Genomic DNA, 26415 nt, shown 5'->3' on the forward strand with positions numbered 1-26415 from the left:
CCGTGAGCGAAAGGACGATCCAGTGACCGGGCCGACCAACGCGCCCAGCGAGCAGCCGGGCGGCGGCGTACCCGCCTCGGCGCCGCCGGTCGGGGCGACCAGCGGCGCGCCGGCCGAATACCCGCCGGCCAGCCCGGCCGGTCGTGGCATGTTCGGCATCCAGGGTTCCGGCGACACGTCCGGCTTCGGTGGACTGGTTCGCCGCCGGGCCGACGCGACCGGCAGCGAACGGCCGTACGGCGGCTACTTCGACGAGGTCTACGACGCCCTCGAAGAGGCCTACCCGGCCTTCGCCGACGCGATCGAGAAGGTCGTCGTCGACCGGGGCGAGTTGACCCTGCACATCGCGCCGGAGCGGATCGCCGAGGTGTGCCGGGTGATGCGCGACGACGAGTCGCTGCGCTTCGAACTCTGCTCCTCGGTGTCCGGCGTCGACTACCTGGGCAGCGACGAGCGGCGGCTGCACGTCGTCTACCAGCTCACCTCGATGACCTACCGGCGCCGGGTCCGGCTGGAGGCGGCGGTCACCGCCGAACACCCACACCTGCCGAGCGTGACCAGCGTCTACCCGACCGCCGACTGGCAGGAACGGGAGACGTACGACATGTTCGGTGTGGTCTTCGACGGCCACCCCAGCCTGACCCGGATTCTGATGCCGGACGACTGGGAAGGTCATCCGCAGCGCAAGGACTACCCGCTGGGCGGCGTCCCGGTGGAGTACAAGGGTGCCGAGATCCCACCGCCGGACAAGCGGAGGAGCTACCAATGACGGCTGGATACGCGACCGAGCGCGACACCGACGAGGGCAAGGTCTTCACCGTCACCGGCGGTGACTGGGACACCGTGGTCGGCGGCACCGACCCGCTCACCGACGAGCGGATCATCGTCAACATGGGGCCGCAGCACCCGTCGACGCACGGCGTACTGCGGCTGATCCTGGAGTTGGAGGGCGAGACCGTCCGGGAGGCCCGGTCGGTCGTCGGCTACCTGCACACCGGGATCGAGAAGAACCTCGAATACCGCAACTGGGTGCAGGGCACCACGTTCGTCACCCGGATGGACTACCTGGCGCCGATCTTCAACGAGACGGCGTACAGCCTGGCGGTGGAGAAGCTGCTCGGGATCACCGACGACGTCACCGAGCGGGCCAACACCATCCGGGTGTTGATGATGGAACTCAACCGGATCTCCTCGCACCTGATCTGGTTGGGCACCACCGGCTTGGAGCTCGGCGCGATCTCGATCATGCTGTACTGCTTCCGGGAGCGCGAGTACATCCTGGAGATCTTCGAGCTGGTCTCCGGTCTGCGGATGAACATGGCCTACGTCCGCCCCGGCGGGGTCGCGCAGGACGTGCCGGACGAGGCGATCGTCAAGATCCGCGAGTTCCTGAAGATGATGCCGAAGCGGCTCAAGGAATACGAGGACCTGCTCTCCGGCCAGCCGATCTGGCTGGAACGGACGCAGAACGTCGCGGTGCTCGACGTCACCGGTTGCCTGGCGCTGGGCATCACCGGGCCGGTGCTGCGTTCGGCCGGGCTCGCCTGGGACCTGCGTAAGACCATGCCGTACTGCGGTTACGAGAACTACGAGTTCGACGTACCGACCACGCCGAGCGCCGACGTCTGGGGCCGCTACTTGGTCCGGATGGCCGAGATGCGCGAGTCGCTCAAGATCGTCGAGCAGGCGCTGGACCGGCTGAAGCCCGGCCCGGTCATGGTGGCCGACAAGAAGATCGCCTGGCCGGCGCAGTTGGCCATCGGCGTCGACGGCATGGGCAACTCCTTGGAACACGTCGCCAAGATCATGGGCCAGTCGATGGAGTCGCTGATCCACCACTTCAAACTGGTGACCGAGGGCTTCCGGGTGCCCCCCGGCCAGGTCTACATCGGCATCGAGTCCCCCCGGGGCGAGCTGGGCGTACACGCCGTCTCCGACGGCGGCACCCGGCCCTACCGGGTGCACTACCGCGAACCGAGCTTCGTCAACCTGCAGGCGATCCCGGCCATGGCCGAAGGCGGACTGCTCGCCGACGTGATCGCCGGAGGCGCCTCGTTGGACCCCGTGATGGGTGGGTGTGACCGCTGATGGGTTTCAGTCAGGAAACGCACGACCGGGCCCGGGAGATCATCTCCCGCTACCCGGCTGACCGGTCCCGGTCGGCGCTGCTGCCGCTGCTGCACCTGGTGCAGTCCGAGGACGGCTACGTGTCACCGGCCGGCGTCGAGTTCTGCGCCGAGCAGCTCGGCATCAACAAGGCCCAGGTCAGCGCGGTCGCGACCTTCTACACCATGTACAAGCGGCGGCCCTCCGGTGACTGGCTGGTCAGCGTCTGCACCAACACCATGTGCGACGTGCTCGGCGGTCAGCGGGTCTACGACACGCTCAGCGAACACCTCGGCGTCGGCCACCAGGAGACCACCGCCGACGGCACCATCACGCTGGAACACGCCGAGTGCCTGGCCGCCTGCGACTACGGCCCGGTGATGACGGTCAACTACGACTTCTTCGACAAGGTCGACCCGGACGTCGCGCTCGGCGTGGTCTCCGAGTTGCGCGCCGGCGGCCGGCCGGCACCCACCCGGGGTGCCCGGCTGTGCACCCTGAAGGAGATGTCGCTGCAACTGGCCGGCTTCGCCGACACCCGCGAAGGCGCGGTCGCCGACGGCCCGGCCGGTGACGCCACGCTGCGCGGACTGCGGCTGGCCCAACGGCACGGCATCGCCGTCGCCGGCTTCGACCCGAACACCCCGATCACCGGCGAGGCACCCGCCCCGGACGTCAGCCGCCCATCGCCGGCGGCGACCGGCAGCACCGCCCCGGACGTCAAGGCCCCGCAGACCAAGTCTCCGGAGATCAGGGCCGCCGAGACCCGCGCCCCGGACGCGGAGACCCCGGCCCCCGACGCGCCCGGCACCACGGTGCCGACCGACCGGGCCGAGCCGGACAGCGACGCCGAAGCCGCCGAATCGGCCGGCACCGCCGCCAACCCGCCGGCCGGCGACGCCAAACCGGCCGGCGACAGCCCACAGCCGCAGCGCGAGGCGCTGCGGGACGCGCGCAGTGAGGAGGGCACCGCATGACCGAGCCGCGACAGGAGACCCTGGAGAAGCTGACGCCGGTGCTGACCAAGCGCTGGCTGTCGCCGGACGCCTGGAAGATCGACGTCTACGAACAGCTCGACGGCTACGCCGCGCTGCGCAAGGCGCTGGCCGCCACGCCCGGCGGCGGCCCGCGCCGCGACGCCGAGCCGGTGCACCCCGACGACCTGATCAAACTGATCAAGGACTCGGGACTGCGGGGCCGGGGCGGCGCCGGCTTCCCGACCGGACTCAAGTGGGGCTTCATCCCGCAGGGCGACGGCAAGCCGCACTACCTGGTGGTCAACGCCGACGAAGGCGAGCCGGGCACCTGCAAGGACCTGCCGCTGATGATGTACGACCCGCACTCGCTGGTCGAAGGCGTCATCATCGCCTCGTACGCGATTCGGGCCAGCCGCGCCTTCATCTACATCCGGGGCGAGGCGGTGCACGCCGCCCGGCGGTTGCGCAACGCCGTCGACGAGGCGTACCGGGCCGGCTACCTCGGCACCGACATCCTCGGGTCCGGCTTCGACCTGGACCTGGTGGTGCACAGCGGTGCCGGCGCGTACATCTGCGGCGAGGAGACCGCGCTGCTGGACTCCCTGGAGGGCTTCCGGGGCCAGCCCCGGTTGCGCCCGCCGTTCCCGGCCACCCACGGCCTGTACGCCTGCCCGACCGTGGTCAACAACGTCGGCACCATCGCCAGCGTGCCGTACATCGTGCTCGGCGGTGCCAGCTGGTGGAAGTCCATGGGTACGGAGAAGTCGTCCGGCCCGATGATCTACTCGCTGTCCGGCCGGATCGCCAACCCCGGCCAGTACGAGTGCTCGATGGGCATCACGCTGCGCGAACTGATCGAGCTGGCCGGCGGCATGCAACTCGGGCACGAGCTGCGGTTCTGGACTCCCGGTGGATCGTCCACGCCGCTGCTGACCGCCGAGCACCTGGACGTACCGCTGGACTTCGAAGGGGTGGCCGCCGCCGGATCGATCCTCGGCACCACCGCTACCCAGATCTTCTCCGACCAGGACTGCCCGGTGTACGCGACCTACCGGTGGCTGGAGTTCTACCACCACGAGTCGTGCGGCAAGTGCACCCCGTGCCGGGAGGGCAACTACTGGATGGTCCGGGTCTACCGGCGGATCCTGGCCGGCCAGGGTACCCACGAGGACCTCGACACCCTGCTCGACACCTGCGACAACATCCTCGGCCGGTCGTTCTGCGGTCTCGGTGACGGCGCGACGAGTTCGGTGACGTCCTCGCTGAAGTACTTCAAGCAGGACTACCTCGACTACATCGAGGGCCGCACGGCACCGAAGCTGTCGGAGAAGACTCTGGTGGGGGCTCACTAATGAGCGACGTAGCGAAGACGACTGAGACGGTGACGCTGACCATCGACGGGGTCGAGGTCACCGCACCGAAGGGGTCCCTGCTGATCCGGGTCGCCGAGAAGCTGGGCATCGAGATCCCCCGGTTCTGCGACCACCCGCTGCTCGCCCCGGCCGGGGCCTGCCGGCAGTGTCTGGTCGACGTGGAGGGCCAACGCAAGCCGGTCGCCTCCTGCACCCAGACCGTCGCCGACGGCATGGTGGTCCGCACCCAGCTCACCTCCGAGGTGGCCAAGAAGGCCCAACAGGGCATCATGGAACTGCTGCTGGTCAACCACCCGCTCGACTGCCCGATGTGCGACAAGGGTGGCGAGTGCCCGCTGCAGAACCAGGCGATGTCCACCGGCCGGACCGACTCCCGGTTCCACGAACACAAGCGGGAGTACCCCAAGCCGGTCGAGATCTCCACCCAGGTGCTGCTGGACCGGGAACGCTGCGTGCTCTGCCAGCGCTGCACCCGGTTCTCCGAGGAGATCGCCGGCGACACGTTCATCGACCTGATGGACCGCTCCTCCGGCGAGCAGATCAACGTCTACCGGGACGAGGCGTTCGGCGCCGACCCGGCGGTCGACGGCGAGGCCGGTGCCGGTGACGAGCCGTTCAACTCCTACTTCTCCGGCAACACCGTGCAGATCTGTCCGGTCGGCGCGCTCACCGGCGCCCAGTACCGGTTCCGGGCCCGCCCGTTCGACCTGGTTTCCTCGCCGAGCGTCTGCGAGCACTGCTCGGCCGGCTGCGCCCAGCGCACCGACCACCGGCGCGGCAAGGTGATGCGCCGGCTCGCCGGCGACGACCCGGCGGTCAACGAGGAGTGGAACTGCGACAAGGGCCGGTGGGGTTTCCGCTACGCCACCGCCGCCGATCGGCTCACCACTCCGCTGATCCGCGACGCCGACACCGGCCGGCTGCGCGAGGCGTCCTGGAGCGAAGCGCTCGCGGTCGCCGCCGAAGGGCTGCGCAAGGCCCGCGACGGGGCGTACGGCGTCGGGGTGCTCACCGGTGGCCGGCTCACCGTCGAGGACGCCTACGCGTACGCGAAGTTCGCCCGGGTGGCGCTGCGCACCAACGACATCGACTTCCGGGCCCGGCCGATCGCCGGGGCCACCGGCTCCACCGAGGAGGCCCAGTTCCTGGCCGCCCGGGTCGCCGGCAGCGCCGAGGTCACCTACGCCGACGTCGAACGGGCTCCGGTGGTGGTGCTCGCCGGGCTGGAGCCGGAGGAGGAATGCCCGATCCTCTTCCTGCGGCTGCGCAAGGCGTACACCAAGAAGGGCCTGCGGGTCGTCGCGCTCGCGCCGTACCTGAGCCGGGGTCTGGAGAAGCTCGGGGCCACCCTGGTGCCGACGGTGCCCGGCGACGAGGCGCGGCTGCTCACCGAGGACGCGGCCGTCACCGAGGCGCTGGCCCGATCCGGCGCGCTCCTGATCGTCGGCGAGCGGCTGGCGACCGTACCCGGTGGGCTGTCGGCCGCGGCCGCCACCGCCGACCGGGCCGGGGCGAAGCTTGCCTGGGTGCCCCGCCGGGCCGGTGACCGGGGCGCGGTCGACGCCGGCTGCCTGCCGAACCTGTTGCCCGGCGGCCGTCCGGTCGCCGACGCTGCGGCCCGCGCGGAACTCACCGGAGCCTGGGACATCGGGGCCGGGATCATCCCGTCCGACCCTGGCCGCGACACCGACGCGATCGTCGCCGCGACCGCCGCCGGCAAGATCGGCGCGCTGGTCGTCGCCGGGGTCGACCCGGCGGACCTGGCCGACCCACGCCTGGCCGAGGAAGCGCTCGACGCGGTGCCGTTCCTGGTCAGCCTGGAGATCCGGCACAGCGCGGTGACCCGACGGGCCGACGTGGTCTTCCCGGTGGCACCGGTGGTGGAGAAAGCGGGCAGTTTCGTCGACTGGGAAGGCCGGCTGCGGACCTTCGACGCGGTGCTGACCACCACGGCGATGCCGGACGCGCGGGTCCTCGACGCACTCGCCGCCCAACTCGGCGTCGCGCTCGGCACCGGTGAGGTCAACCTGATCCGCCGCGAGCTGGGGGCGTTGCCGGCGACCAAGGCGCAGCGGCTCGGCCTGCCGCTGGCCGATCCGGTCGCCCCGGCCGTCCCGGCCGACGGCGAGGCCGTCCTCGCCACCTGGCACCATCTGATCGACCTGGGATCGCTGACCGACGGCGACACCCACCTCGGTGGTACGGCGCGGCTGCCGGTGGTACGGCTGTCGAAGACGCTGGCCACCTCGCTGGCGGTGGCTGATGGCGACCCGGTGACCGTCGGCACCGAACGGGGTGCGGTCACGCTGCCGGCGGCGGTCACCGAACTGCTGCCCGACGGCGTGGTGTGGCTGCCGACCAACTCGCCCGGCTCGACGGTACGGCGCAGCCTCGGCGCGGCCTCCGGGTCCGTGGTCACGGTCAGCGCAGCCGTCAGCCCCAACGGCGGCAGCAGCCGCGACGGCGCGACGAACCCGAATCTAGGGGGTCTGCGGTGAACCCACTGGCACAGGATCCGACCCTGTCCGACTTCGGGCAGGACCCGTGGTGGCTGGTCCTGATCAAGATCGTCTTCGCGTTCGCGTTCGGTCTGGTCGGCACGCTGCTCGGCGTCTGGTTCGAGCGGCGGGTGGTCGGCCGGATGCAGGTCCGCCCCGGACCCAACCAGGCCGGCCCGTTCGGCCTGCTGCAGACCCTGGCCGACGGGCTCAAGATGGCCTTCAAGGAGGACATCCTGCCGAAGGCCGCCGACAAGGTGGTCTACTTCTTCGCCCCGACGATCTCGGTGATCTGCGCGGTGACCGCGCTGTCGGTGATCCCGTTCGGGCCGATGGTGAGCATCTTCGGCACCCGGACCCCGCTGCAGGTCACCGACGTGCCGGTGGCGGTCCTGGTGCTGCTGGCCTGCTCGTCGATGGGCATCTACGGCATCGTGCTGGGTGGCTGGGCGTCCGGCTCGACGTACCCGCTGCTCGGTGGGTTGCGGTCCACCGCGCAGATGATCTCGTACGAGATCGCGCTGGGTCTGTCGATCGTGGCGGTCTTCATGACCGCCGGCACCATGTCGACCAGCGGGATCGTCGCCGCGCAGGCCGGCGGCAACGAGTTCTTCTCGCTCGGCGGCTTCGACCTGTACGCCCCCGGCTGGTACGCGATCCTGCTGCTGCCCAGCTTCATCATCTTCTTCATCGCGGCGGTCGCGGAAACCAACCGGGCACCGTTCGACCTGCCGGAGGCGGAGTCCGAACTGGTCGCCGGCTACATGACCGAGTACAGCTCGCTGAAGTTCGCGCTCTACATGCTCTCCGAGTACGTCGCCATGGTGACCATGTCCGCGGTGACCGTGACGCTGTTCCTCGGCGGCTGGCGGGCGCCGTGGCCGATCAGCATCTGGGACGGGGCGAACTCCGGCTGGTGGCCGATGCTCTGGTTCATGGGCAAGGTGATCCTGCTGGTCTTCGTCTTCGTCTGGCTGCGCGGCACGTTGCCCCGGCTGCGCTACGACCAGTTCATGCGGTTCGGCTGGAAGGTGCTGCTGCCGATCAACCTGGCCTGGATCCTGGCGCTCGGCGGCATCCGGGTGACCAGCGACTGGGAGCGCAACGACCGGCTGATCGCGATCGGCGTGCCGGTCGCCATCCTGCTGCTGGTGGTGATCTTCTGGCCGAACCGGCGGGAGCAGCCGGCGGTGGGTCTGCAGGAGCAGGTCGACGCGCGCCCACCGGGCAGCTTCCCGCTGCCCCCGATGGACCTGCAGGTCCCGCCGAGCCCTCGGGCCAAGCGGGCGGTAGCCGAACGGGAACCGGCCCAGGTCGGTCCCGCCACCGACGACAAGGAGGTGTGACGTGGGCGCGATCACGGGAACGTTCAAGGGGTTCGGAGTCACCTTCTCGCACATGTTCAAGAAGGTGGTCACCACCGACTACCCGTTCAAGCCGCCGGTGTCCGCGCCGCGGTACCACGGCCGGCACATCCTCAACCGACACCCGGACGGGTTGGAGAAGTGCATCGGTTGTGAGCTGTGCGCCTGGGCCTGCCCGGCCGACGCCATCTACGTCGAGGGCGGCGACAACACCGAGGAACAGCGGTTCTCCCCGGGTGAGCGGTACGCCAGCACCTATCAGATCAACTACGCCCGCTGCATCTTCTGCGGGCTGTGCATCGAGGCCTGCCCGACGCGGTCGTTGACCATGAGCAACGAGTACGAGTTGGCCCGCGACTCCCGGCAGGACCTGATCTTCACCAAGGAGCAGCTGCTCGCGCCGCTGCTGCCGGGCATGGAGCAGCCGCCGCACCCGATGCGGCTGGGTGACAGCGAGAAGGACTACTACGTCGGGGCGTTGACCAATCCCGGCACCTCGGCCGGTGCCGAACGGGCGCCCTGGTCCGAGCAGGGCACCGAGGACGGCTCCGGTACGACAGGAGAGGCCAAGCCATGACCGAGGTCCTCGCAGCGGAGGTCTCCACCGGAGAGGCGGTGACCTTCTGGATCCTGGCTCCGCTCGCGCTGCTCGGCGCGATCGGCATGGTGTGGGCCCGCAACGCGGTGCACTCCGCGCTCTGGCTGGTCCTGACGATGCTCTGCCTCGGGGTGTTCTACATCGTGCAGGGCGGGCCGTTCATCGGCCTGGTGCAGATCATCGTCTACACCGGCGCGATCATGATGCTGTTCCTGTTCGTCCTGATGCTGGTCGGCCGGGACGCCACCGACTCGCTGATCGAGACGCTGCGCGGCCAGCGGGTCGCGGCCGTCGTACTCGGTGTCGGCTTCGCGGCGCTGGTCGGGACCGGCCTGTACCGGGCTCTCGGTGGGGTGAGCGCGGTCGGCCTGGACGAGGCGAACGCGGACGGCAACGTGCAGGGCATCGCGGTGCTGCTGTTCACCCGCTACCTGGTGGCGTTCGAGGTGACTGCCGCCCTGCTCACCACGGCGGCGATCGGGGCGCTGATCCTCGCGCACATCGAGCGGCGCAAGGACGAGCGGCGTGGCCAGCCGGAGATGATGAAGGCCCGGTTCGCTCCCGGCAACTACCCCGGCCCGAAGCCTGGTCCGGGCGTCTTCGCCACCTCTTCCTCGGTGGCCACCCCGGGTCGGCTGCCGGACGGCACGCTCAGTGAACGCAGCATCCCGGCGATCCTGCCGACGCGGGAACTCACGCCGAGCGAAACCGCCCCGAAAGGCACGGACAAATGACTCCGGACAACTACCTGATCCTTTCGGCGGTGCTGTTCACCATCGGCGCCGTCGGGGTGTTGATCCGCCGCAACGCGATCGTGCTGTTCATGTGCATCGAGTTGATGCTCAACTCGGCGAATCTGGCGCTGGTGACCTTCAGCCGGATCAACGGCGACCTCAACGGTCAGATCATCGCCTTCTTCGTGATGGTGGTGGCGGCAGCCGAGGTGGTCGTGGGGCTCGCCATCATCATGACCATCTTCCGGACTCGACGCTCGGCGAGCGTCGACGACGCCAACCTGCTCAAGTACTAAAGGGGCCCACACGTGGAAGAGACTGTGGAGTACGCCCAGGCCACGGGGCTGCTGAGTAGCGTGTGGCTGCTGGTGGCCATACCGCTGTCCAGCGCGGCGATCCTGCTGCTGCTCGGTCGGCGGGCCGACAAGTGGGGCCACTGGCTGGGGGTGGCCAGTGTCGGGGCGATCTTCGTCCTCGGCGTGAGCTACTTCTTCAGCCTGCGTGGCCTGGAAAACCGGGCGGTCGAGCTCAGCCTGTGGGAGTTCATCGAGGTCGGCGGCTTGTCGGTGGACTTCGGTCTGCTGTTCGATCCGCTGTCGGCGGTCTTCGTGCTGCTGATCACCGGCGTGGGTTTCCTGATCCACGTGTACGCGGTCGAGTACATGTCGCACGACCCGGGGCGACGGCGCTTCTTCGCGTACTTCAACCTGTTCGTCGCCGCGATGCTGGTGCTGGTGCTGGGCAACAACTACGTGATGCTCTTCCTCGGCTGGGAGGGCGTCGGCCTGGCGTCGTACCTGCTGATCTCCTTTTGGTATCACCTGCCGGCGGCGGCGACCGCCGGTAAGAAGGCGTTCCTGATGAACCGGGTCGGCGACGCCGGCCTGGTGCTGGCGATCTTTCTGATGTTCGCCACCCTCGGCACCACCCAGTTCGACGCGGTCTTCACCGGGGCCGGGGCGCTGGCCTCGGGCACCATCCTGGCGATGGGCCTGCTGCTGCTGCTCGGCGCGACCGGCAAGTCCGGCCAGTTCCCGCTGCAGGCCTGGTTGCCGGACGCGATGGAGGGTCCGACCCCGGTGTCGGCGCTGATCCACGCCGCGACGATGGTCACCGCCGGCGTCTATCTGATCGCCCGGTCCAACCCGATCTTCTCGGCGAACCCGACGCTGCAGACCGTCGTGGTCAGTGTCGGCGCGCTCACCCTGCTGATCGGGGCGATCATCGGCTGCGCCAAGGACGACATCAAGCGGGTGCTGGCCTGGTCGACGGTTTCCCAGATCGGCTACATGTTCCTCGGCGTCGGGCTGGGCGGCGGCGCGTACGCGCTGGCGATCGTGCACCTGCTGGCGCACGGCTTCTTCAAGGCCGGCCTGTTCCTCGGGGCCGGTTCGGTGATGCACGGTATGAAGGACCAGACCGACATCCGGCGCTTCGGCGCCCTGTGGCGGCACATGAAGATCACCTGGGTGACCTTCGGGCTGGCCTGGCTGGCGATCATCGGCATCTGGCCGTTGTCCGGCTACTTCTCCAAGGAGCCGATCATCGCGGCGGCCTTCGAACGGGAAGACTGGACCGCCTGGCTGTTCGGTGGGGCCGCGCTGCTCGGTGCCGGACTGACCGCCTTCTACATGACCCGGCTGTTCGTGCTGACCTTCCACGGCCCGAAGCGGTGGACCTCCGACATCGACCACCCGCACGACCCGCCGCCGCTGATGTGGGTGCCGCTGGTCCTGCTGGCGGTCGGCTCGGTCGCGGCCGGCGCGCTGATGGCGACGGCGGTGCCCGAGTGGCTGACCCCGGTGCTGGGCACCGAGGAAGGCCACCACGAAGCAGTGTTGTCGCACCTGACGGTCACCATCCTGGCGACGGTGATCACCGTACTCGGCGCGGTGCTCGGCATCGTGCTGTTCCGTAACGGGACCGCCGAGCAGGAGCAGCCGGCCGGGGTGCTGGTCACCGCCGCCCGGCGCAACCTCTACACCGACGCGGTCAACCGGGCGGTCTTCGAACGCCCCGGCATCTTCCTCACCCGGGCCCTGGTCTTCCTCGACAACCGGGGAGTCGACGGCCTGGTCAACGGCTTGGCCGCAGTGGTGGGTGGCAGCTCGGGTCGGCTGCGCCGGCTGCAGACCGGCTTCGTGCGCTCGTACGCGATGTCCGTGCTCGCCGGTGCCTTCGTGGTGGTCGCGGCGTTCCTCGCCCTGCAGATGGGATGGCTGGCGTGAACGACTTTCCGTTCCTCTCGGTGCTGACGGCGGCGCCGCTGGTCGGTGCCCTCGTGGTGGCGTTCGTCCCGCGCCGCCAGGGGGAGCTCGCGAAGTGGCTGGCGCTCGGCTGGTCGGTCGCGGTGGCGGTGCTCGCCTTCGTGATGTGGTTCGCGTTCTCCGCCGATGGCGAGCGGTTCCAGTTCCGTGAGTCGTACCCGTGGATTCCCAACTGGGGAGTCAACTTCACCTTCGCCGCCGACGGCATCGCGCTGGTGATGCTGATGCTGATCGCGGTGCTCGTACCGCTGGTCATCCTGGCGTCCTGGCACGACGCCGAGGCCTCGAAGCGGTCGGTGCCGGTCTACTTCGCCCTGTTGCTGATGCTCCAGGGCACGATGATCGGCGTCTTCGCCGCCGCCGACATCTTCCTGTTCTACGTGTTCTTCGAGGTCATGCTGGTGCCGATGTACTTCCTGATCGGTAGCTACGGCGGACACCAGCGCCAGTACGCGGCGGTGAAGTTCTTCCTCTACTCCCTGGTCGGCGGTCTGTTCATGCTGGCCGCGGTGATCGGGCTGTGGGTGGTCGGCGGGCAGACCTTCGACTGGCAGGCGCTCAGCCAGATCGACATGTCCACCGGCGTCGAACGCTGGATCTTCCTCGGCTTCTTCGTGGCGTTCGCGATCAAGGCACCGTTCTTCCCGTTCCACACCTGGCTGCCGGACGCCGGTGGAGCCGCGCCCGCCGGCTCGGCCGCGCTGCTGGTCGGCGTGATGGACAAGGTCGGCACCTTCGGCATCCTGCGCTACTGCCTCGGGCTGTTCCCGGAGGCGTCGCAGTGGTTCGCCCCGTGGGCGCTGGCCCTGGCGGTGATCGGGATCATCTACGCGGCCCTGCTGGCGGTCGGCCAGAAGGACCTCAAGCGGCTGGTGGCGTACACGTCGATCTCGCACTTCGGGTTCATCGGCGTCGGCATCTTCGCCTTCACCACCCAGGCCGGCACCGGCGCGGTGCTCTACATGGTCAACCACGGGCTCGCCACCGGCCTGCTGTTCCTGGTCGTCGGCATGTTCGTGGCCCGGCGCGGGTCCGCGCTGATCAGCGACTTCGGTGGGGCGGGCAAGCTGGTTCCGGTGCTGGCCGGGGTCTTCTTCTTCGCCGGCCTGGCGTCGCTGGCGCTGCCCGGCACGGCCCCGTTCATCTCCGAGTTCCTGGTGCTGATCGGCACCTTCTCGGTGAACAAGCCGGTGGCGGTGATCGCCACCCTCGGCATCATCCTGGCCGCCGCGTACGTGCTCTGGATGGTGCAGCGCACCACTCAGGGCACGCTCAACCCGGCGCTGGCCACTGTCGACGGCATGAAGCGGGACATCACCCTGCGGGAGAAGGTGGTGGTCGCTCCGCTGATCGCCCTGATCCTGCTGTTCGGCTTCTATCCCAAGCCGTTGACCGACGTCATCAACCCGGCCATCCAGGCGACGTTGTCCGATGACGTCGGTACGTCCGACCCCGCCCCGACCGTGGGCGTTATTCAGGAGGCGGCCCGGTGAGCGACATCTCGTTCCCCGAGATCAGCTACGCGGCGATCGCGCCGATGCTGATTCTGTTCGGCGCGGCGATGGTCGGCGTCCTCGTCGAGGCGTTCGTACCGCGTTCGGTGCGCAACCCGGTGCAGTTGGTGCTCGCCCTGGCCAGCATGATCGCCGCGCTCGTCGCGGTGGTGCTGCAGGGCGGCACCCGTACGGTGACCGCCGGCGAGGCGGTCGCCGTGGACGGGCCGACGTTGTTCCTGCAGGGGGCGATCCTGGTCCTCGGCGTGATGGCGATGCTGCTGATCGGTGAGCGTTCGCTGGAGAACGGCGGCCCGTTCGTCGCGCAGGCGGCGATCGTCGTCAACTCGCCGGAGGACCGTAAGCAGGCACAGGGCCGGGCCGGTGCCACCGAGGTCTACCCGTTGGCCCTGTTCGCGTTGGCCGGCATGCTCCTGTTCGTCGCCGCCAACGACCTGCTGACCATGTTCATCGCGCTGGAAGCGTTCTCGCTGCCGCTCTATCTGCTCTGCGCGTTGGCCCGCCGCCGGCGGCTGCTCAGCCAGGAAGCGGCGTTGAAGTACTTCCTGCTGGGCGCGTACTCCTCGGCCTTCTTCCTGTTCGGGCTGGCGCTGACCTACGGTTTCACCGCCGGGGTGGACAGCCCGACCGGCCCCGGGGTCGACTTCGGCACCATCCGGGCGGCGGTGGAGACCTCGTCGGCCAGCCCGGTGCTGCTCTTCGCCGGTATCGCGTTGATCTCGGTCGGCTTGTTGTTCAAGGCGACCGCCGCGCCGTTCCACGTCTGGGCGCCCGACGTCTACCAGGGTGCGCCGACGCCGATCACCGGCTTCATGGCGGCCTGCACCAAGGTGGCGGCGTTCGGTGCGCTGCTGCGGGTGCTGCACGTCGCGTTCTACGGCGCGTCCTGGGACTTCACCCCGGTGCTGGGCACCGTCGCGGTGCTGACCATGCTGGTCGGGGCGATCATGGCGGTCACCCAGACCGACATCAAGCGCCTGTTGGCGTACTCGTCGGTGGCCAACGCCGGCTATCTGCTCGTCGGGGTGCTGTCGTTGTCCGCCAGCGGCCTGGCCAGCACGATGTTCTACCTGGTGGCGTACGGCTTCGTGGTGATCGCCGCGTTCGGTGTGGTCACGTTGGTGCGCGACGCCGATGGGGAGGCCACTCATCTGTCCCGGTGGGCCGGTCTGGGTCGACGTTCCCCGCTGTTCGCCGGAGTCTTCACCTTCATCCTGCTCGCCTTCGCCGGCATCCCGCTGACCAGCGGGTTCACCAGCAAGTTCGCGGTGTTCGGCGCGGCCGTCGACGACGGCCAGATCTGGCTGGTGATCGCCGGGGTGGTGACCAGCATGATCCTCGCCTTCCCGTACCTGCGGGTGGTGGTGATGATGTGGCTTAGCGAGCCGGGGGAGAGCACCCCGACGGTGGTGATACCCGGGGCGCTGACCTCGGCGGCGCTGATGATCGGTGTGCTGGCTACGTTGCTGCTCGGCGTCGCTCCCGGGGCGTTGCTCGACCTGACCGCCAACGCCGCCGAATTCGTTCGATGAATCACCGCACCCGCCCCCAACCTGGGCCGTGTCGGTCCCTATGGCATGGTTGGGGGTGTGGTGAGGACGGCTGACGGCGGCTCCGTCGCTTCTGGCGTGGGGTCGGTGACCTCGATCGGGCTCGACATCGTCGACCCGCGACTCGAGGCTTCCGTCACGCGGATCATGGCGATGGTCGAGTCCGAGCTGCGCGACAGCGTGCACAGTGCCGACCCGTTCGTGACCGAAGCCGCCCGGCATCTGGTCGAGGCCGGCGGCAAGCGGTTCCGGCCGCTACTGGTGGCTCTCGGTGCCCACTTCGGTGACCCGACGGCACCGCTGGTGGTGCCGGCCGCCGTGGTGATGGAGCTCACTCACCTGGCCACGCTCTACCACGACGACGTGATGGACGAGGCGCCGGTGCGCCGGGGCGCGCCGAGCGCCAATTCACGGTGGACCAACTCGGTCGCGATCCTGGTCGGTGACTATCTGTTCGCCCGCGCGGCGGACATCGCGGCCGATCTGGGGATCGAAGCGGTCCGGTTGCAGGCCCGTACCTTCGCGCGGCTGGTGCACGGACAGATCGCCGAGACCGTCGGGCCGCGCGACGGCGAACTGCCGGTCGATCACTACCTGCAGGTCATCAGCGAGAAGACCGGCTCGTTGATCGCCACGTCGGCGCGGTTCGGCGGGATGTTCGGTGGGGCGTCGCCGGCGCACATCGACGCGCTGGCCGGCTATGGCGAGACGATCGGGGTGGCTTTTCAGCTCTCCGACGATCTGCTCGACATCGCCTCGGAGACGCGGCAGTCGGGTAAGACACCCGGCACCGATCTGCGTGAGGGCGTGCCCACGCTGCCGGTGCTCTACGCGCTCGATTCCGACGACGGTGACGCCGCGTCGCGGCGGCTCCGTGACATCCTGGCCGGTGGTCCGGTCACCGACGACGATCTGCACGCCGAAGCGCTTGGCCTGTTGCGGGAGTCGCCGGCGCTGAAACGAGCCCGGGAGACGGTGCGCAGCTACGCCGAGAAGGCCCGGTCACAGCTCGCCCCGCTGCCGCCGGGTCCGTCCCGGCACGCGCTGGAGTCGCTCTGCGACTTCATCGCCGACCGTACCAACTGAGCGGTGTTCCGGCGTGCTTGCCCAGGTAGGGCCGGCTGCCGGCAGACGCCGTCTGTGGTGCACGGCGGAGCCGGAGAGACGGCGGTGAGCAGTGCCGTTTGCGATGACCTGACGCCAGCCAATAGCATGAACCGTACGTGTCGGGCGCCATACCGATAGTCGCCACCTGGTGCCCCTGATGTGGAAGGGCATTCCCCAGGCGGCCGTCTTTTCATATGGTGTAAGTCCCCGGCGGCGGAGGTGGTTGTGCGCGACCCCTTGGCGGAACCTTCGGATCTGATCCGGAGCGTTTCACGAGCACTTCGGGTGCTCGAAGCGGTCGGACGTGCCTCGCGCGGCCTGACCGTCAAACAGATCGCGCGACGCTGCGAGCTGACCGTGGCCACGACCTACCATCTCGTGCGCACGCTGGCCTACGAGGGCTACGTGATCCGCCGCGAGGACGGTACGTACATCGTCGGGCTGGAGGTGGCCGACCGCTACCGCGAGTTGGTGGCCGCCTTCCGTGGACCGCCAGCGGTGGGTGAGGCGTTGCGCCGCGCGGCGGTCGAGACCGGCTACAGCCACTACCTGGGACGGTTCGTCGGGACCCAGGTGGCGGTGACCGCGTCGGCGGACGGGCCGCGTTCGCCGTACCTGGAGGACCTGGTGCCCGGGTTCGACGAGGGGGCGCACGCGACCGCGCTGGGCAAGGCGTTGCTCGCCACGCTGACGCCGGATCAGCGGTTCCGCTACCTCAAGGAGTTCGGGATGCGGCCGTTCACCTCTGCGACGATCACCACGATCGAAGGCTTCGAAGCCGACCTCGTGGTGGGCGACCGGCGGGGAATGCACATGGAGATCGGCCAGTACCGCCAGGGTGTCGCCTGTGCCGCCGTCATGGTCAACCTGGACAAGGACATGGAGCGGCGGGTCGCCCTCGCGTGTTCGCTGCCGGCGGCGGAGATGATGACCTCCGCCCGGGTGGTACGGGCCAAGCTGTTGGCCGCCGCACGGGCCATCTCCGACGCCATGAACGCGCCCGATCAGCCCGCCGGCTGACCGAGCAGCCCGCCGGCTGACCGGTCTGCCGGCCGGTTGGCAGAATGCCGGCGACCGCCCGCACCCGGAGTTGAACCAGCTGGCCCCCGGCTACGTGTCATGAGGCGGAAGGGAAGGGCGCCTCTTGACCGACCAGGATTCACAACTGATGCGCGCGTTGCACGAAGAGCACGGTGACGCGCTCTTCGCCCATGCGCTACGGCTGGCTGGCGGAGACCGCCAGCGAGCCGAGGACTTGGTCCAGGAGACCCTGCTTCGGGCCTGGCGACATCCCGAGTCGCTGGATCCCGAGCGAGGATCCGTACGAGCCTGGCTGTTCACGACCGCCCGGAACCTAGCGATCGACGCCTGGCGTCGCCGCAGTGTCCGGGTCGGGGAGGTCGTGACCGACGAGCTGCCCGAACCGCCGCCCGCGGTGGACGAGGCGGATCGGGCGGTGGAGGCGTGGACGGTCGCCGAGGCACTCGGCCGGCTTTCCCCGTCGCACCGCGAGGTGTTGATCGAGTGCTTCTACCGGGGGCGGTCGGTCTCTGAGGCAGCCGCCAGGCTGGGCATTCCACCTGGCACCGTCAAGTCACGTACGCATTACGCGCTGCGATCGTTGCGGCTGGTGTTGGAGGAGATGGGGGTGACCCAGTGAGGTGCGAGTACGCGCACGACGACGGAGCATACGTACTGGGCGCCCTCTCGCCGTCCGAGCGGGCCGCGTACGAGCATCATCTGAGTGGCTGTCCGAGCTGCCGGCAGGCGGTCGCCGAGGTCGCCGTACTGCCTGGGCTGCTTGGCCGACTCGATCCGGCCGGTTTCGAGCAGATCAGTGACCCGCCGCCGGTCGGTCCCCGGCTGTCCACCCTGGTGGACGCCGCAGGCGTGGCACGTCGGCGAGGTCGCCGGATGCGTCGTTGGCAGACCGCGGGTGCCGCACTCGCCGCCGCCGGCCTGGCGATCGTGGTCGGCTTCGGAGTGGGTTGGGTCGGCGCGGGCGGGACACCGGGTGAGAGCCCTGGCGGAACCCAGCTCACCGCGATGCAGCCTGTCGCCGCCGAGATCCCGATCCATGCCGAAGTCGGCCTCGACGCCCTCGCCGACGGGACCGAGGTCACCATGCGGTGCTGGTGGGAACGGACCAATCCGAACGGCGAGCCGGTCACGTTCGACCTCGTCGCCTACGACCGTGACGGCGCGCAGGAACAGGTGGGCTCCTGGGCGGTCAGTCCCGGGGCCGAGATCACCTTCACCGGTGCCACCCGCTTCGGCGACGGTGATCTGGAGCGGTTGGAACTCGTCCGGCAGGACGGTGCCGCGATCCTCGCCTACCAGGTCGGCTGAGCACGGTCATCGATTCCGCCGGCCCGCCGGTTAGGCCGGCGGGGCGGCGGAGCGGCGGATCGGTTAGGTCGCTGTCGGTTCCGGGCGGTGGCACGGCGTACGCCCTCAGATCGAGCTCCATCGGAGCACCGGGTCCGTCGCAGCACCGGATCCGACACCGGGCGCGCCGAGCCGGCGCGCGACGGTTCAGTCCCGGTCCAGCACGAGGCCGAGCAGCCAGGTGACCACACCGACGAAGAGCGCCCCGAGTACGGCGGCCGGCCAGAATCCGTCGACATGGAAGGGCAGATCGAGTTGATCGGCGATGTAGCCGGTGAGGAGGAACAACAAACCGTTCACGACCAGGGCGATGAGCCCCAGGGTCAGCAGATAGAGTCCACAACCGACGGTTTTGATGATCGGTTGCAGCAGCGCGTTCACCACCCCGAAGATCACCGCGACGATCAACAGCGTGACGATCGCCTCACTGATCGACGACGTTTCGAGGGTGATACCGGGGATCAGGAGCGTGGCGAGCCAGAACGCCAACGCGGTGCTGCCCAGCCGAATGAGAAGGCTCGTCAGGAAACCCATTCGTGGATCTTGCCATGTCGCCCGAGGCGGCGCGGACCCCGCTTGCCACCGAACGACCCGACGTATTGCCAAGGCTCGCTACGCTTTCGCAGCGTTGGGCACCGACTACTTCACGCCACCACCGTCGGCGTCGCGAGGAATCGGAGGGCCGAGTGCCGACCAGGCAGGACCAGCTGCATTCGCACCAGTTCACCGTGCGTCGGGTGGTTTCCGCGCTCGTCGCCCACGACACCGATCCACCGCATTCGCCCTTTGCCCGCTCGGCCGGGGCGACGCTGGCGGGCCTGCTGATCGCCGCCATCGTGGTCGGCGCGGCCAGCGTCTACGGAATGACGTCGGGCCGGCAGCGGGTCGACTGGCGGGACAGCGGCGCGGTGCTCGTCGAACGGGAGTCCGGTGCCCGGTACGTCTACCGGGAACAGCGTCTGCATCCGGTCCGGAACTACACCTCGGCGCTGCTGATCGCCGGGGCGGTGCCGCCGCGTACGGTGCTCGTGCCCCGGGCCGCGTTGCGCGGTGTACCGCGCGGTGGGCCGCTCGGTATTCCGGATGCCCCGGACGCACTTCCGGCCGCCTCCGACCTGGTGGACGGGCCGTGGACGGTGTGTTCCCAGTCGGACGCGGTGCGGCCGGCCACCGCCCCGGCCACCGCCCCGGCCACCGCTTCGGCCACCGCCCCGGCCACCGCTTCGGCCACCGCCCCGGCCACCGCCCCGGCCACCGGTTCCGGAGCCGGCAGCTCCGGTGCGGCGAGTTCGGTCCTGCTCGTCGGCGCCACCGTATCCGGCGGGAGCCCGCTCGACCCGGCCGGCCTGCTGGCGCAGCACCCGGACGGCGGCCTGCAGCTGATCTGGCAGGGACACCGGCACCCGATCAGGCAACCGGAGCTGGTGCTCGACGCGCTCGGCTGGTCCCATCATCGGCCGGAACCGATCGCCGCCGCGTTGCTCGCCGCGTTGCCAGCCGGCGCCGCGCTGAACCGGCCCGCCGTACCAGGGGCGGGACGCAGGTCGCTCGGCGTCCCGCAGGCCACGGTCGGCGAGGTGTTCGTCGTGTCCACTCAAGGCGGTAGCCGGCAGTACGCGGTCGCGTTGCGCGACGGTCTGGCCGGCATCACGCAGGTGCAGGCCGACCTGCTGCTGACCGCCTTCGACCAGGAGACCCCGACCGTCCTGGCCCAGGGCCGGTTTCGGGCTCTGCCCCAGGTGCCAGATCTGATCCCGCAGGGGCTGGGCGCGCCACCGGCGGTCACCCCGAGTCTGGCGCGACCGCGTACCGGCACGGTCTGTCTGCGGGCCGTCGATCCTGAGACGCCGGTCCGCATCGACGTGGACTCGGCCCTGCGGCGGCCTGCCGTGTCGGATCCGACCGTGCTGCCGGGTCGAGCCGGTGCGTCCGTCGGCGAGGTCGATCAGGTCTTGGTCCCGCCCGGCCAGGCGGCGGTGGTGCAGCCGGTCGACACGTCCGGCGTCGATGGCCCGGTCACCCTGGTGACCGACGCCGGGCGGCGGTACGAGATGACCGATCCGGCGCTGTTGCCGCTACTCGGGTATCCCGGAGTCATCCCGACCCGGCTGCCCACGGCGATGGTGGCCTTGGTGCGGCCGGGTCCGTTGCTGGATCGAGCGGCGGCTGGCGGGTGACCGCACGTTATCCACAGCGGACGACACCAGGGCTGCGCCGCACCGACCGGCATCGCTACGTTGGGGTCGCGGGGGCCAGCGGCTCCGGCGACGGCATCGCCGGCGCGGTGGGTGGTGCCGGCTACCGGCGGTGTCACATGGGACGACGAGTCAGGGGAGTCAGATGTCACGGACAGCAGCCGAACAAGCGGTGATGCAGCAGACCGCCGCCCGGTTCGAGCAGGTCGACGAGGCGCTGCAGTCGATGCTGGGCGGTCTGGTGCAGCGACTCGACTCGCTGCAGAGCGCCTGGCGGGGCGCGGGTGGCCGATCCTTCGAGCAGGTGAAGTCGGCGTGGGCACAGGACCAGGCCGCGCTGCACCAGGCGCTGCGTGAGACCGCCACCGCCATCCGTACGGCCGGCGCGCAGTACCACGCCGCTGACGTCGCCGCTGCCGACCGCGTTTCGGCGACCGCCCGCCGCATCGAGTTGCCGCTGTGAGTGGCGGCAGGACACCAACGACCGAAAGGGAAGACTGATGTCGGACGGCGTACTGGTCGTCAATTTCCAGGTGCTGCAGCAGGCGAGCGCGGACATCCAACACGCGCTGCGTACCCTCGAATCCCAGCTGGACCAGTTGGAGCGAGACGCGACGCCCCTGGTGGCCAGCTGGGACGGGGCGGCCCGCCAGGCATACGAGGAACGGCAGAGCCGCTGGCGCTCCGCTTCCCGTGACCTGCAGTCGATGCTGCGGGAAATCAAGGTCGCGGTGGACGAATCCAGCGCCGACTACCTGAGCACCGAGCGGCGGAACGCCAGTTTGTTCCATTGACCCCGGTCGTGGTCCGGGCGGGCCCGGCACGTACGATCGATCGGCCCTACGTGTCGGTACGAGCACCGTTCGTCATGGGTGATTTCGATGGTCGGGACGTTCACCCCGCCGGCCGTCGCGATCAGCTAACCACCTTGTAGGTTGTACCCGACGCGTGTGGCCTGTCCGGTGGAAGGGGGGCGGCCGTGACCGATTGGGAACCGGCCACCGAGGTCGAGGCCGCGATGCGCGACGCCCTCCTCCGGCAGGAACAGGAGCTATACTTCCAGATCCTGGCCGGCACCGAGTTGCTGCTGCCGGTGTCAGCCGAGGCGCTGGCCGGACAGGCGCCGCTCGGCTGGGGCACCTGGACCACCAACGGGCGGACCCACGTCCTCGCCTTCACCTCGCCGATCACTTTGCGTGCCTGCCTGGGTGACAGCGGCAGTTCCGCCCGACGGGTGACCTTCGGCGAGCTCGCCGCGACCTGGCCCAACCTGGAATGGTGGCTGGCGGTCAACCCTGGTCTGCCGATCGAGGGCTGGCTGCCCGCCTGGTTCGTCGCGCAACTGGCTCGTGGTGACGCGCGGCTGCCGGGCCGTACGTCGCAAGCTACGTCGCCGGCTCAGTCCCGGGTCGACACCGCCGCCCGGGCCCGGGCCACCGCCACGGTCCGTGGCGCGCCGGGCCAGCCCGGTCCGACCAGCGCGCCGGACCACGGTGGTACGGCGGACCACGGCGGTACGGCCGGCCATAGCGGTGTGACCTTGTCCCCCGACGCCGCCGACTCCTCGTTTCCGGACGCGTACGGCCCGCCCGACGGTGGACCGCCGGACGCGCGACCAGCGCCACCGACGAGCCCCGCTCCCGAAGGAGAGTGGCCGCACCGGGACCGGCCAGCTGACAGCACCGTACGACCGACCGCCTACCCGGCGCCGACGTCGTCTGGCGCACCGAGCATGGCCGGCCGGACCGGCACCGTGGGCGGCATAGCACCGAGTGGCCTGCCGCGCCGGGTGCCGACGCCTGCCCCGGACTCGCCCGAAGCGGTGCCGACGGCGGCGGCTGCGGACGCCACGGTCACCGTGGCCACCACCGCCACGACCACGACGCCGACCGACGGGTCCGCCGCCGTGACGTCCGACGGGTCAGTGGACGCCGCGACCGGCCCGATCTTCGAGCCCGCCAACGACGTCGAACGTGATCTGCTCGCGGCGGCCGGCGGGGCGAGTAGCAACTCGTTCCTCTCCACACTGCTGCTCGCCAAGGTGCTGCTGCCGGTCGCGTCGACGTCGGCGGCGGGGGCGAAGCCCGGCGACGAGGGGTTCACCTGGCGTACCGAGAGCATCGACGGGGAGACCCTCGTCCTGGTGTTCACTTCGGCGGAACGGATCACCGACCACTTCGACGAGCCGGTCGACACGGTGGATGTCAAGTTCGTCCAGTTGATCCGGCGTTGGCCCGATCCAGAGTGGTCGTTCGTCATCAATCCGGGCACCCCGGTCGGGGCCAAGCTGCCGGGCACCGAGATCGTCGGCCTGGCCAGCTGGGCGGCGGATTTCGGACTGGGTGAGGAATCCGACGCCGAGCCGGCCGATGCCCGGGTCAACGAGGAAGCGGCAGCCAGCCCGGCCAGGTCGGCGCCGCGTGCCGACCCGGACCAGCCGACGATGATGCAGAAGACCATCGCGCCCAGCCAGGTCGACTACTACCTGGACCGGGGCTACGACCGGGTGTCCGGGTTCGTGCACCGGGCCGCCGAGGTCTCGCACCTGAGCACCCCGGCCAAGCTGTACGCCGCGTTGGGTCTCGGCTACACCGGATCGTCCTTCAGCCGGGACGCCGGCGAGATCTACGTCCTGCGTTGGCCTGCGCACCGGCCGAGCCTCTACCGGATCCCGTACGGCGGGCAGAACGAAACCGCGATGCGGGCGATGGAAGGCTGGGTCATCGAACGTGCCCCGTTCCGGGGCAACGGGTTCGCTCCCGGAGACAGCAGCGACGTGGTGGCCGAGTTCAAGGTCGACAGCGTGCGGTTGCCGCACGGATCCCAGCTGTGGCGGCTGTCCGCCGACGGGACCGAAACCCTGATCGCCCAGCTCGACAGCGACGAGCCGGCGTGGCGACGGGTCGAGGAGGACTGATGCGTGACGGCTACGTCGCCCGGTGGCAAGGGCGGGAGTACGACGCCAGCCCGGACGGCGACAACGTCCGGATCTACCAGCCGACCGAGGGTGACGGGTTCACGCCGATCCGGTCCGGGCGCTTCGTCCGAGTCGTACCGATGTCCGAGGTGGACGATCTGGCGTACGTCCGCACCACCTGCAGTTGGCATGGTCAGCCGTTCGTCGTACTCGCCCGGCACGACAGCTGGCTACGGGTGGAGTACACCGGTGGCCGGGCGCCGATCGCCCAGTCGCTCGGCCTGGAAGAGTTCGACTTCGGTGTCTACCAGGGCTGGGCCCCGGCCCACGAAGTGACCGAGCTGCGCGAACATCGCGTCTGACACGAACAGCCCTGCCGCCGGGACGGTCCGGTCAGCTCTTGACCCAGCGCAGCACCTCACCGAGCACGACCTCGGGGGACTCGACGTGCGGGAAGTGACCGACCGAGTCCAGCAACCGCCATTCGTACGGTGCGACGACGTAACGGCCGGAGCCCTGCGCGGTACGCGGTAGGACCGCCGGGTCGAGGGCGCCATGCAGCTGCAGCGTCGGAGTGACCAGTGGTTCCTGCAACAGCTTGACGAACCGGTAGCCGTGCAGCCGCAGCAGCGACCGGAAAGCCCACCGGTGTGCCTCCAGCGCGCAGAACGACGCTTGCGGAATCCGCATCGCGGTACGGCAACACCGCTCGTAGCCGGCGAACCGGGGGCTGTCGGTCCACGCCGGCCCGCCCCACTGGCGCAGGAAGTCACCGACCATTGCCGCGTCGTTGCGGGTCAACACATGTTCGTAGCGCGGAAGCTGAAACCGCAGCGACGGGGTGGAGGCGGCGAACTGTCCGCGTGGGTCGGTGAAGATGGCCGAGCGGAGACGTAGCGGATGCGCGGCCCCGATGACGACGAGCCGCCGCACCATCCGGGGGTGGAACGCCGCCGCCGTCCAGCCGATCATCCCGCCGAACCCGGCGCCCACGATCGTGGCCGAGCGTTCGCCGAGGGCACGGATCAGACCGGTGATGTCAGCGGCCAAGGTGTAGCCGTCGTACCCACGCGGTGGTTTGTCACTTGCCCCGAAGCCCCGCAGATCCATTGCTACCGCGCGATATCCGGCATCAGCCACCGCTGGTAACAATTCATGCCAGGCGTACCAGAACTCCGGAAAGCCATGGAGAAAAAGGACCAGCGGTCCGGTGCCCGCCTCGACCACGTGGAACCGGCTGCCGTTCGCCCCGACGTACCGGTGCTCCCAGGGGCCCTTCATGAACACGCAGGATTCGTCCACCGGATCGGCCGGCCCGCCGAGTTCTGCCATGCCGACAGCCTAGGCCGCAGGCGCACCGGACCGGTCACGTCGAGAAGACAATCCAGGTCGAGTAGGGGATCTTCCCGGATCGGAATCAGGGCACGACGCAGGTGGTCCCCCGATCGCGTACTCGACGTTACCGTGCAGGAATGGCTGCCGACCGTACCTCGACCGATCCGCATGACCCGTACGACCCGTACGACCCGCAGGACCCGTACGACTCACACGACCCGCGCCACCCCAGCTCCGCGTCTGCGGATTCCGGCGCGACGCTGCCGGTCCCGTTGGTCTCGGTGTCCGGCACACCGGCCGAATGCGGGGCCGGCTACGGCGCGGCCGTGGCCGAGACCATCTCCGTCAACGCCGCGCTCTATCTGCGGCGGTTCCGGGACGAGGCCGGGCTGAGCACGGCGGCCGTGCGCATCGCGGGCGGTGCCTTCCGCGCCGCCACCCAGCAGGCGCACCCACGGGTCGCCGCGATGCTGGACGGGGTGGCGGACGGCGCGGGCGTCGCGGTGGAGGAGATCTACGCCCTCAACGCCCGTACCGAGCTGCTCTACGGCACGACCACCAGCGGCGTCGGCACCGGGGTCGCCGGTGCCGCCCCGCCGCAGGGCCCCCTCGACGACGACCCGACCCGGGGCGCTCCGGACGGGGCCGACGGCGGATGTACGACGGTCGGGGTGCTCGGCACCCACTCCGACAGTGGCCACCTGCTGCTGGGACAGAACTGGGACTGGCACCCGGACCAGCGGGTCGCGATGCTGCTGCTCGCCACCCTCGACGAGCGCGGCACGGCGGTGCTCACCCTCGCCGAGGCGGGCATGCTCGCCAAGACGGGTCTCAACTCCGCCGGCCTCGGTGTCTGCGTCAACATGTTGGGCTGCGACCGGGACGGGCTGGGTGCCGGCCGTACGCCCGGCGTGCCGTACCACGTCCTGCTGCGGGCGGTGCTGGAAGCCGGCAACCTGGGCCAGGCGACCCGGGTGGCCTGTCGTACCGCCCGCAACGCGTCGATCAACCTGCTGCTCGGGCAGGCCGGTCCGCGTGGTGGCGAACTTCTCGATCTGGAGGTCGTGCCCGGCGACGTCGGCTGGGCCCACCCGGTGGACGGGGTGCTGACTCACGCCAACCACCTGGAGACCGGTCTCCCGGTCCGCGACACGTTGAAGGATCTGGGCGGATCATCGCTGTTTCGGGCGGCCCGGGCCCGTCGTCTGCTTGCCGACCAGTCGCGCGGCCGGTCCATCGGGTACGCCGATCTCGCCTCGGTGTTCCACGACCACCTGGGTGCTCCGCTGGCGATCTGTCGTCACCTGGACGAGCGTGACCCGGTGGCGGACCAGGCCGAGACGGTCTACTCGGTCCTGCTCGACCTCGACGAACGCCGGTTGGGACTGGCCGTCGGCCCGCCCTGCCGGCATGACTACCACTGGATGAACCTGGCCTCGGCCGTACCCGGCGGTGTGGTCGCCCCGGCATCGATCACCGGATGAGTCCGGCG

General features: G+C 69.8%; 24 protein-coding genes. 22 read left to right on the forward strand and 2 right to left on the reverse strand.

Annotation, left to right across the window (positions count from 1 at the left end):
* Positions 1-22 precede the first annotated feature (22 nt).
* The 16 genes from O7632_RS04390 (at position 23) to O7632_RS04465 (ending at position 18437) form a co-directional block, all read left to right on the forward strand.
* A complete protein-coding gene (locus O7632_RS04390) occupies positions 23-769 on the forward strand; it encodes an NADH-quinone oxidoreductase subunit C (RefSeq protein ID WP_278111639.1) in 747 nt (248 codons plus the stop codon).
* Positions 766-2088, forward strand: coding sequence for an NADH-quinone oxidoreductase subunit D (locus tag O7632_RS04395; protein WP_278111641.1), 1323 nt, complete (start codon positions 766-768; stop codon positions 2086-2088). Before O7632_RS04390 ends, O7632_RS04395 begins: the two co-directional genes overlap by 4 nt.
* Positions 2085-3083 (forward strand): NADH-quinone oxidoreductase subunit NuoE, encoded by a 999-nt coding sequence (nuoE, locus tag O7632_RS04400; RefSeq protein WP_278119818.1) that lies wholly within the window; start codon positions 2085-2087, stop codon positions 3081-3083. The genes O7632_RS04395 and nuoE overlap by 4 nt, the downstream gene beginning before the upstream one ends.
* Entirely contained in the window at positions 3080-4435 is a 1356-nt protein-coding gene (gene nuoF / locus O7632_RS04405) for an NADH-quinone oxidoreductase subunit NuoF (protein WP_278111643.1), read from the forward strand. The genes nuoE and nuoF overlap by 4 nt, the downstream gene beginning before the upstream one ends.
* Positions 4435-6954, forward strand: a complete 2520-nt coding sequence (locus tag O7632_RS04410) for an NADH-quinone oxidoreductase subunit G (RefSeq protein ID WP_278111645.1) — start codon at positions 4435-4437, stop codon at positions 6952-6954. The genes nuoF and O7632_RS04410 overlap by 1 nt, the downstream gene beginning before the upstream one ends.
* Positions 6951-8300, forward strand: a complete 1350-nt coding sequence (gene nuoH / locus O7632_RS04415; RefSeq protein WP_278111647.1) for an NADH-quinone oxidoreductase subunit NuoH — start codon at positions 6951-6953, stop codon at positions 8298-8300. Before O7632_RS04410 ends, nuoH begins: the two co-directional genes overlap by 4 nt.
* 1 nt (position 8301) lies before the next feature.
* The gene (nuoI, locus tag O7632_RS04420) at positions 8302-8895 is read left to right on the forward strand and encodes an NADH-quinone oxidoreductase subunit NuoI (RefSeq protein ID WP_278111649.1); all 594 of its coding nucleotides are present in this window, start codon (positions 8302-8304) and stop codon (positions 8893-8895) included.
* Positions 8892-9650: an NADH-quinone oxidoreductase subunit J gene (locus O7632_RS04425; RefSeq protein WP_278111650.1), complete on the forward strand. Its 759-nt coding sequence runs from the start codon at positions 8892-8894 to the stop codon at positions 9648-9650. The genes nuoI and O7632_RS04425 overlap by 4 nt, the downstream gene beginning before the upstream one ends.
* Positions 9647-9946, forward strand: a complete 300-nt coding sequence (gene nuoK / locus O7632_RS04430; protein ID WP_278111651.1) for an NADH-quinone oxidoreductase subunit NuoK — start codon at positions 9647-9649, stop codon at positions 9944-9946. The genes O7632_RS04425 and nuoK overlap by 4 nt, the downstream gene beginning before the upstream one ends.
* Positions 9947-9958: 12 nt before the next feature.
* Positions 9959-11878: an NADH-quinone oxidoreductase subunit L gene (gene nuoL, locus O7632_RS04435; RefSeq protein ID WP_278111652.1), complete on the forward strand. Its 1920-nt coding sequence runs from the start codon at positions 9959-9961 to the stop codon at positions 11876-11878.
* On the forward strand, positions 11875-13410 hold the full coding sequence (locus O7632_RS04440; RefSeq protein WP_278111654.1) for an NADH-quinone oxidoreductase subunit M: 1536 nt from the start codon (positions 11875-11877) through the stop codon (positions 13408-13410). The genes nuoL and O7632_RS04440 overlap by 4 nt, the downstream gene beginning before the upstream one ends.
* A complete protein-coding gene (nuoN, locus tag O7632_RS04445; protein ID WP_278111656.1) occupies positions 13407-14963 on the forward strand; it encodes an NADH-quinone oxidoreductase subunit NuoN in 1557 nt (518 codons plus the stop codon). The genes O7632_RS04440 and nuoN overlap by 4 nt, the downstream gene beginning before the upstream one ends.
* Before the next feature lie 45 nt (positions 14964-15008).
* Positions 15009-16067: a polyprenyl synthetase family protein gene (locus O7632_RS04450; RefSeq protein WP_278111658.1), complete on the forward strand. Its 1059-nt coding sequence runs from the start codon at positions 15009-15011 to the stop codon at positions 16065-16067.
* Positions 16068-16313: 246 nt separating this feature from the next.
* Complete coding sequence (locus O7632_RS04455) at positions 16314-17108, forward strand: IclR family transcriptional regulator C-terminal domain-containing protein (protein ID WP_278111659.1); 795 nt, start codon at positions 16314-16316, stop codon at positions 17106-17108.
* Positions 17109-17253: 145 nt separating this feature from the next.
* Positions 17254-17748, forward strand: coding sequence for a sigma-70 family RNA polymerase sigma factor (locus O7632_RS04460; protein ID WP_278119819.1), 495 nt, complete (start codon positions 17254-17256; stop codon positions 17746-17748).
* A complete protein-coding gene (locus O7632_RS04465) occupies positions 17745-18437 on the forward strand; it encodes a zf-HC2 domain-containing protein (protein ID WP_278111661.1) in 693 nt (230 codons plus the stop codon). The genes O7632_RS04460 and O7632_RS04465 overlap by 4 nt, the downstream gene beginning before the upstream one ends.
* A gap of 186 nt (positions 18438-18623) precedes the next feature.
* Here O7632_RS04465 and O7632_RS04470 read toward each other — a convergent pair whose 3' ends face one another.
* A complete protein-coding gene (locus tag O7632_RS04470) occupies positions 18624-19010 on the reverse strand; it encodes a phage holin family protein (protein WP_278111663.1) in 387 nt (128 codons plus the stop codon).
* 152 nt (positions 19011-19162) lie between these two features.
* Between O7632_RS04470 and eccB the strand changes: the two genes are divergently transcribed.
* From eccB to O7632_RS04495, 5 genes are all read left to right on the forward strand, one after another.
* Entirely contained in the window at positions 19163-20653 is a 1491-nt protein-coding gene (eccB, locus tag O7632_RS04475) for a type VII secretion protein EccB (protein WP_278111664.1), read from the forward strand.
* Between the two features lie 163 nt (positions 20654-20816).
* Complete coding sequence (locus tag O7632_RS04480; protein ID WP_278111666.1) at positions 20817-21134, forward strand: WXG100 family type VII secretion target; 318 nt, start codon at positions 20817-20819, stop codon at positions 21132-21134.
* Positions 21135-21171: 37 nt separating this feature from the next.
* Entirely contained in the window at positions 21172-21465 is a 294-nt protein-coding gene (locus tag O7632_RS04485) for a WXG100 family type VII secretion target (RefSeq protein ID WP_278111667.1), read from the forward strand.
* 185 nt (positions 21466-21650) lie between these two features.
* A complete protein-coding gene (locus tag O7632_RS04490) occupies positions 21651-23588 on the forward strand; it encodes an SseB family protein (protein ID WP_278111669.1) in 1938 nt (645 codons plus the stop codon).
* Positions 23585-23950, forward strand: a complete 366-nt coding sequence (locus O7632_RS04495) for a hypothetical protein (protein WP_278119821.1) — start codon at positions 23585-23587, stop codon at positions 23948-23950. Before O7632_RS04490 ends, O7632_RS04495 begins: the two co-directional genes overlap by 4 nt.
* 31 nt (positions 23951-23981) lie before the next feature.
* Here O7632_RS04495 and O7632_RS04500 read toward each other — a convergent pair whose 3' ends face one another.
* Positions 23982-24920 carry an alpha/beta hydrolase gene (locus O7632_RS04500; protein WP_278111670.1) on the reverse strand — a complete coding sequence of 313 codons (939 nt, stop codon included), beginning with the start codon at positions 24918-24920 and terminating at the stop codon, positions 23982-23984.
* 140 nt (positions 24921-25060) lie between these two features.
* Between O7632_RS04500 and O7632_RS04505 the strand changes: the two genes are divergently transcribed.
* On the forward strand, positions 25061-26407 hold the full coding sequence (locus O7632_RS04505; protein WP_278111672.1) for a C45 family peptidase: 1347 nt from the start codon (positions 25061-25063) through the stop codon (positions 26405-26407).
* The last annotated feature ends 8 nt before the right edge of the window (positions 26408-26415 follow it).

It is taken from the genome of Solwaraspora sp. WMMD406, from assembly GCF_029626025.1.
Lineage (GTDB): Bacteria > Actinomycetota > Actinomycetes > Mycobacteriales > Micromonosporaceae > Micromonospora_E.

Bases quoted from the DNA above. Each gene is read 5' to 3' on its own strand.
- O7632_RS04410 (WP_278111645.1), top strand. From the start codon at position 4,435: ATGAGCGACGTAGCGAAGACGACTGAGACGGTGACGCTGACCATCGAC.
- O7632_RS04480 (WP_278111666.1), top strand. From the start codon at position 20,817: ATGTCACGGACAGCAGCCGAACAAGCGGTGATGCAGCAGACCGCCGCC.
- O7632_RS04500 (WP_278111670.1), bottom strand. From the start codon at position 24,920: ATGGCAGAACTCGGCGGGCCGGCCGATCCGGTGGACGAATCCTGCGTG.
- nuoK (WP_278111651.1), top strand. From the start codon at position 9,647: ATGACTCCGGACAACTACCTGATCCTTTCGGCGGTGCTGTTCACCATC.
- O7632_RS04395 (WP_278111641.1), top strand. From the start codon at position 766: ATGACGGCTGGATACGCGACCGAGCGCGACACCGACGAGGGCAAGGTC.
- O7632_RS04470 (WP_278111663.1), bottom strand. From the start codon at position 19,010: ATGGGTTTCCTGACGAGCCTTCTCATTCGGCTGGGCAGCACCGCGTTG.
- nuoF (WP_278111643.1), top strand. From the start codon at position 3,080: ATGACCGAGCCGCGACAGGAGACCCTGGAGAAGCTGACGCCGGTGCTG.
- O7632_RS04485 (WP_278111667.1), top strand. From the start codon at position 21,172: ATGTCGGACGGCGTACTGGTCGTCAATTTCCAGGTGCTGCAGCAGGCG.
- O7632_RS04450 (WP_278111658.1), top strand. From the start codon at position 15,009: ATGGTTGGGGGTGTGGTGAGGACGGCTGACGGCGGCTCCGTCGCTTCT.
- O7632_RS04505 (WP_278111672.1), top strand. From the start codon at position 25,061: ATGGCTGCCGACCGTACCTCGACCGATCCGCATGACCCGTACGACCCG.
- O7632_RS04425 (WP_278111650.1), top strand. From the start codon at position 8,892: ATGACCGAGGTCCTCGCAGCGGAGGTCTCCACCGGAGAGGCGGTGACC.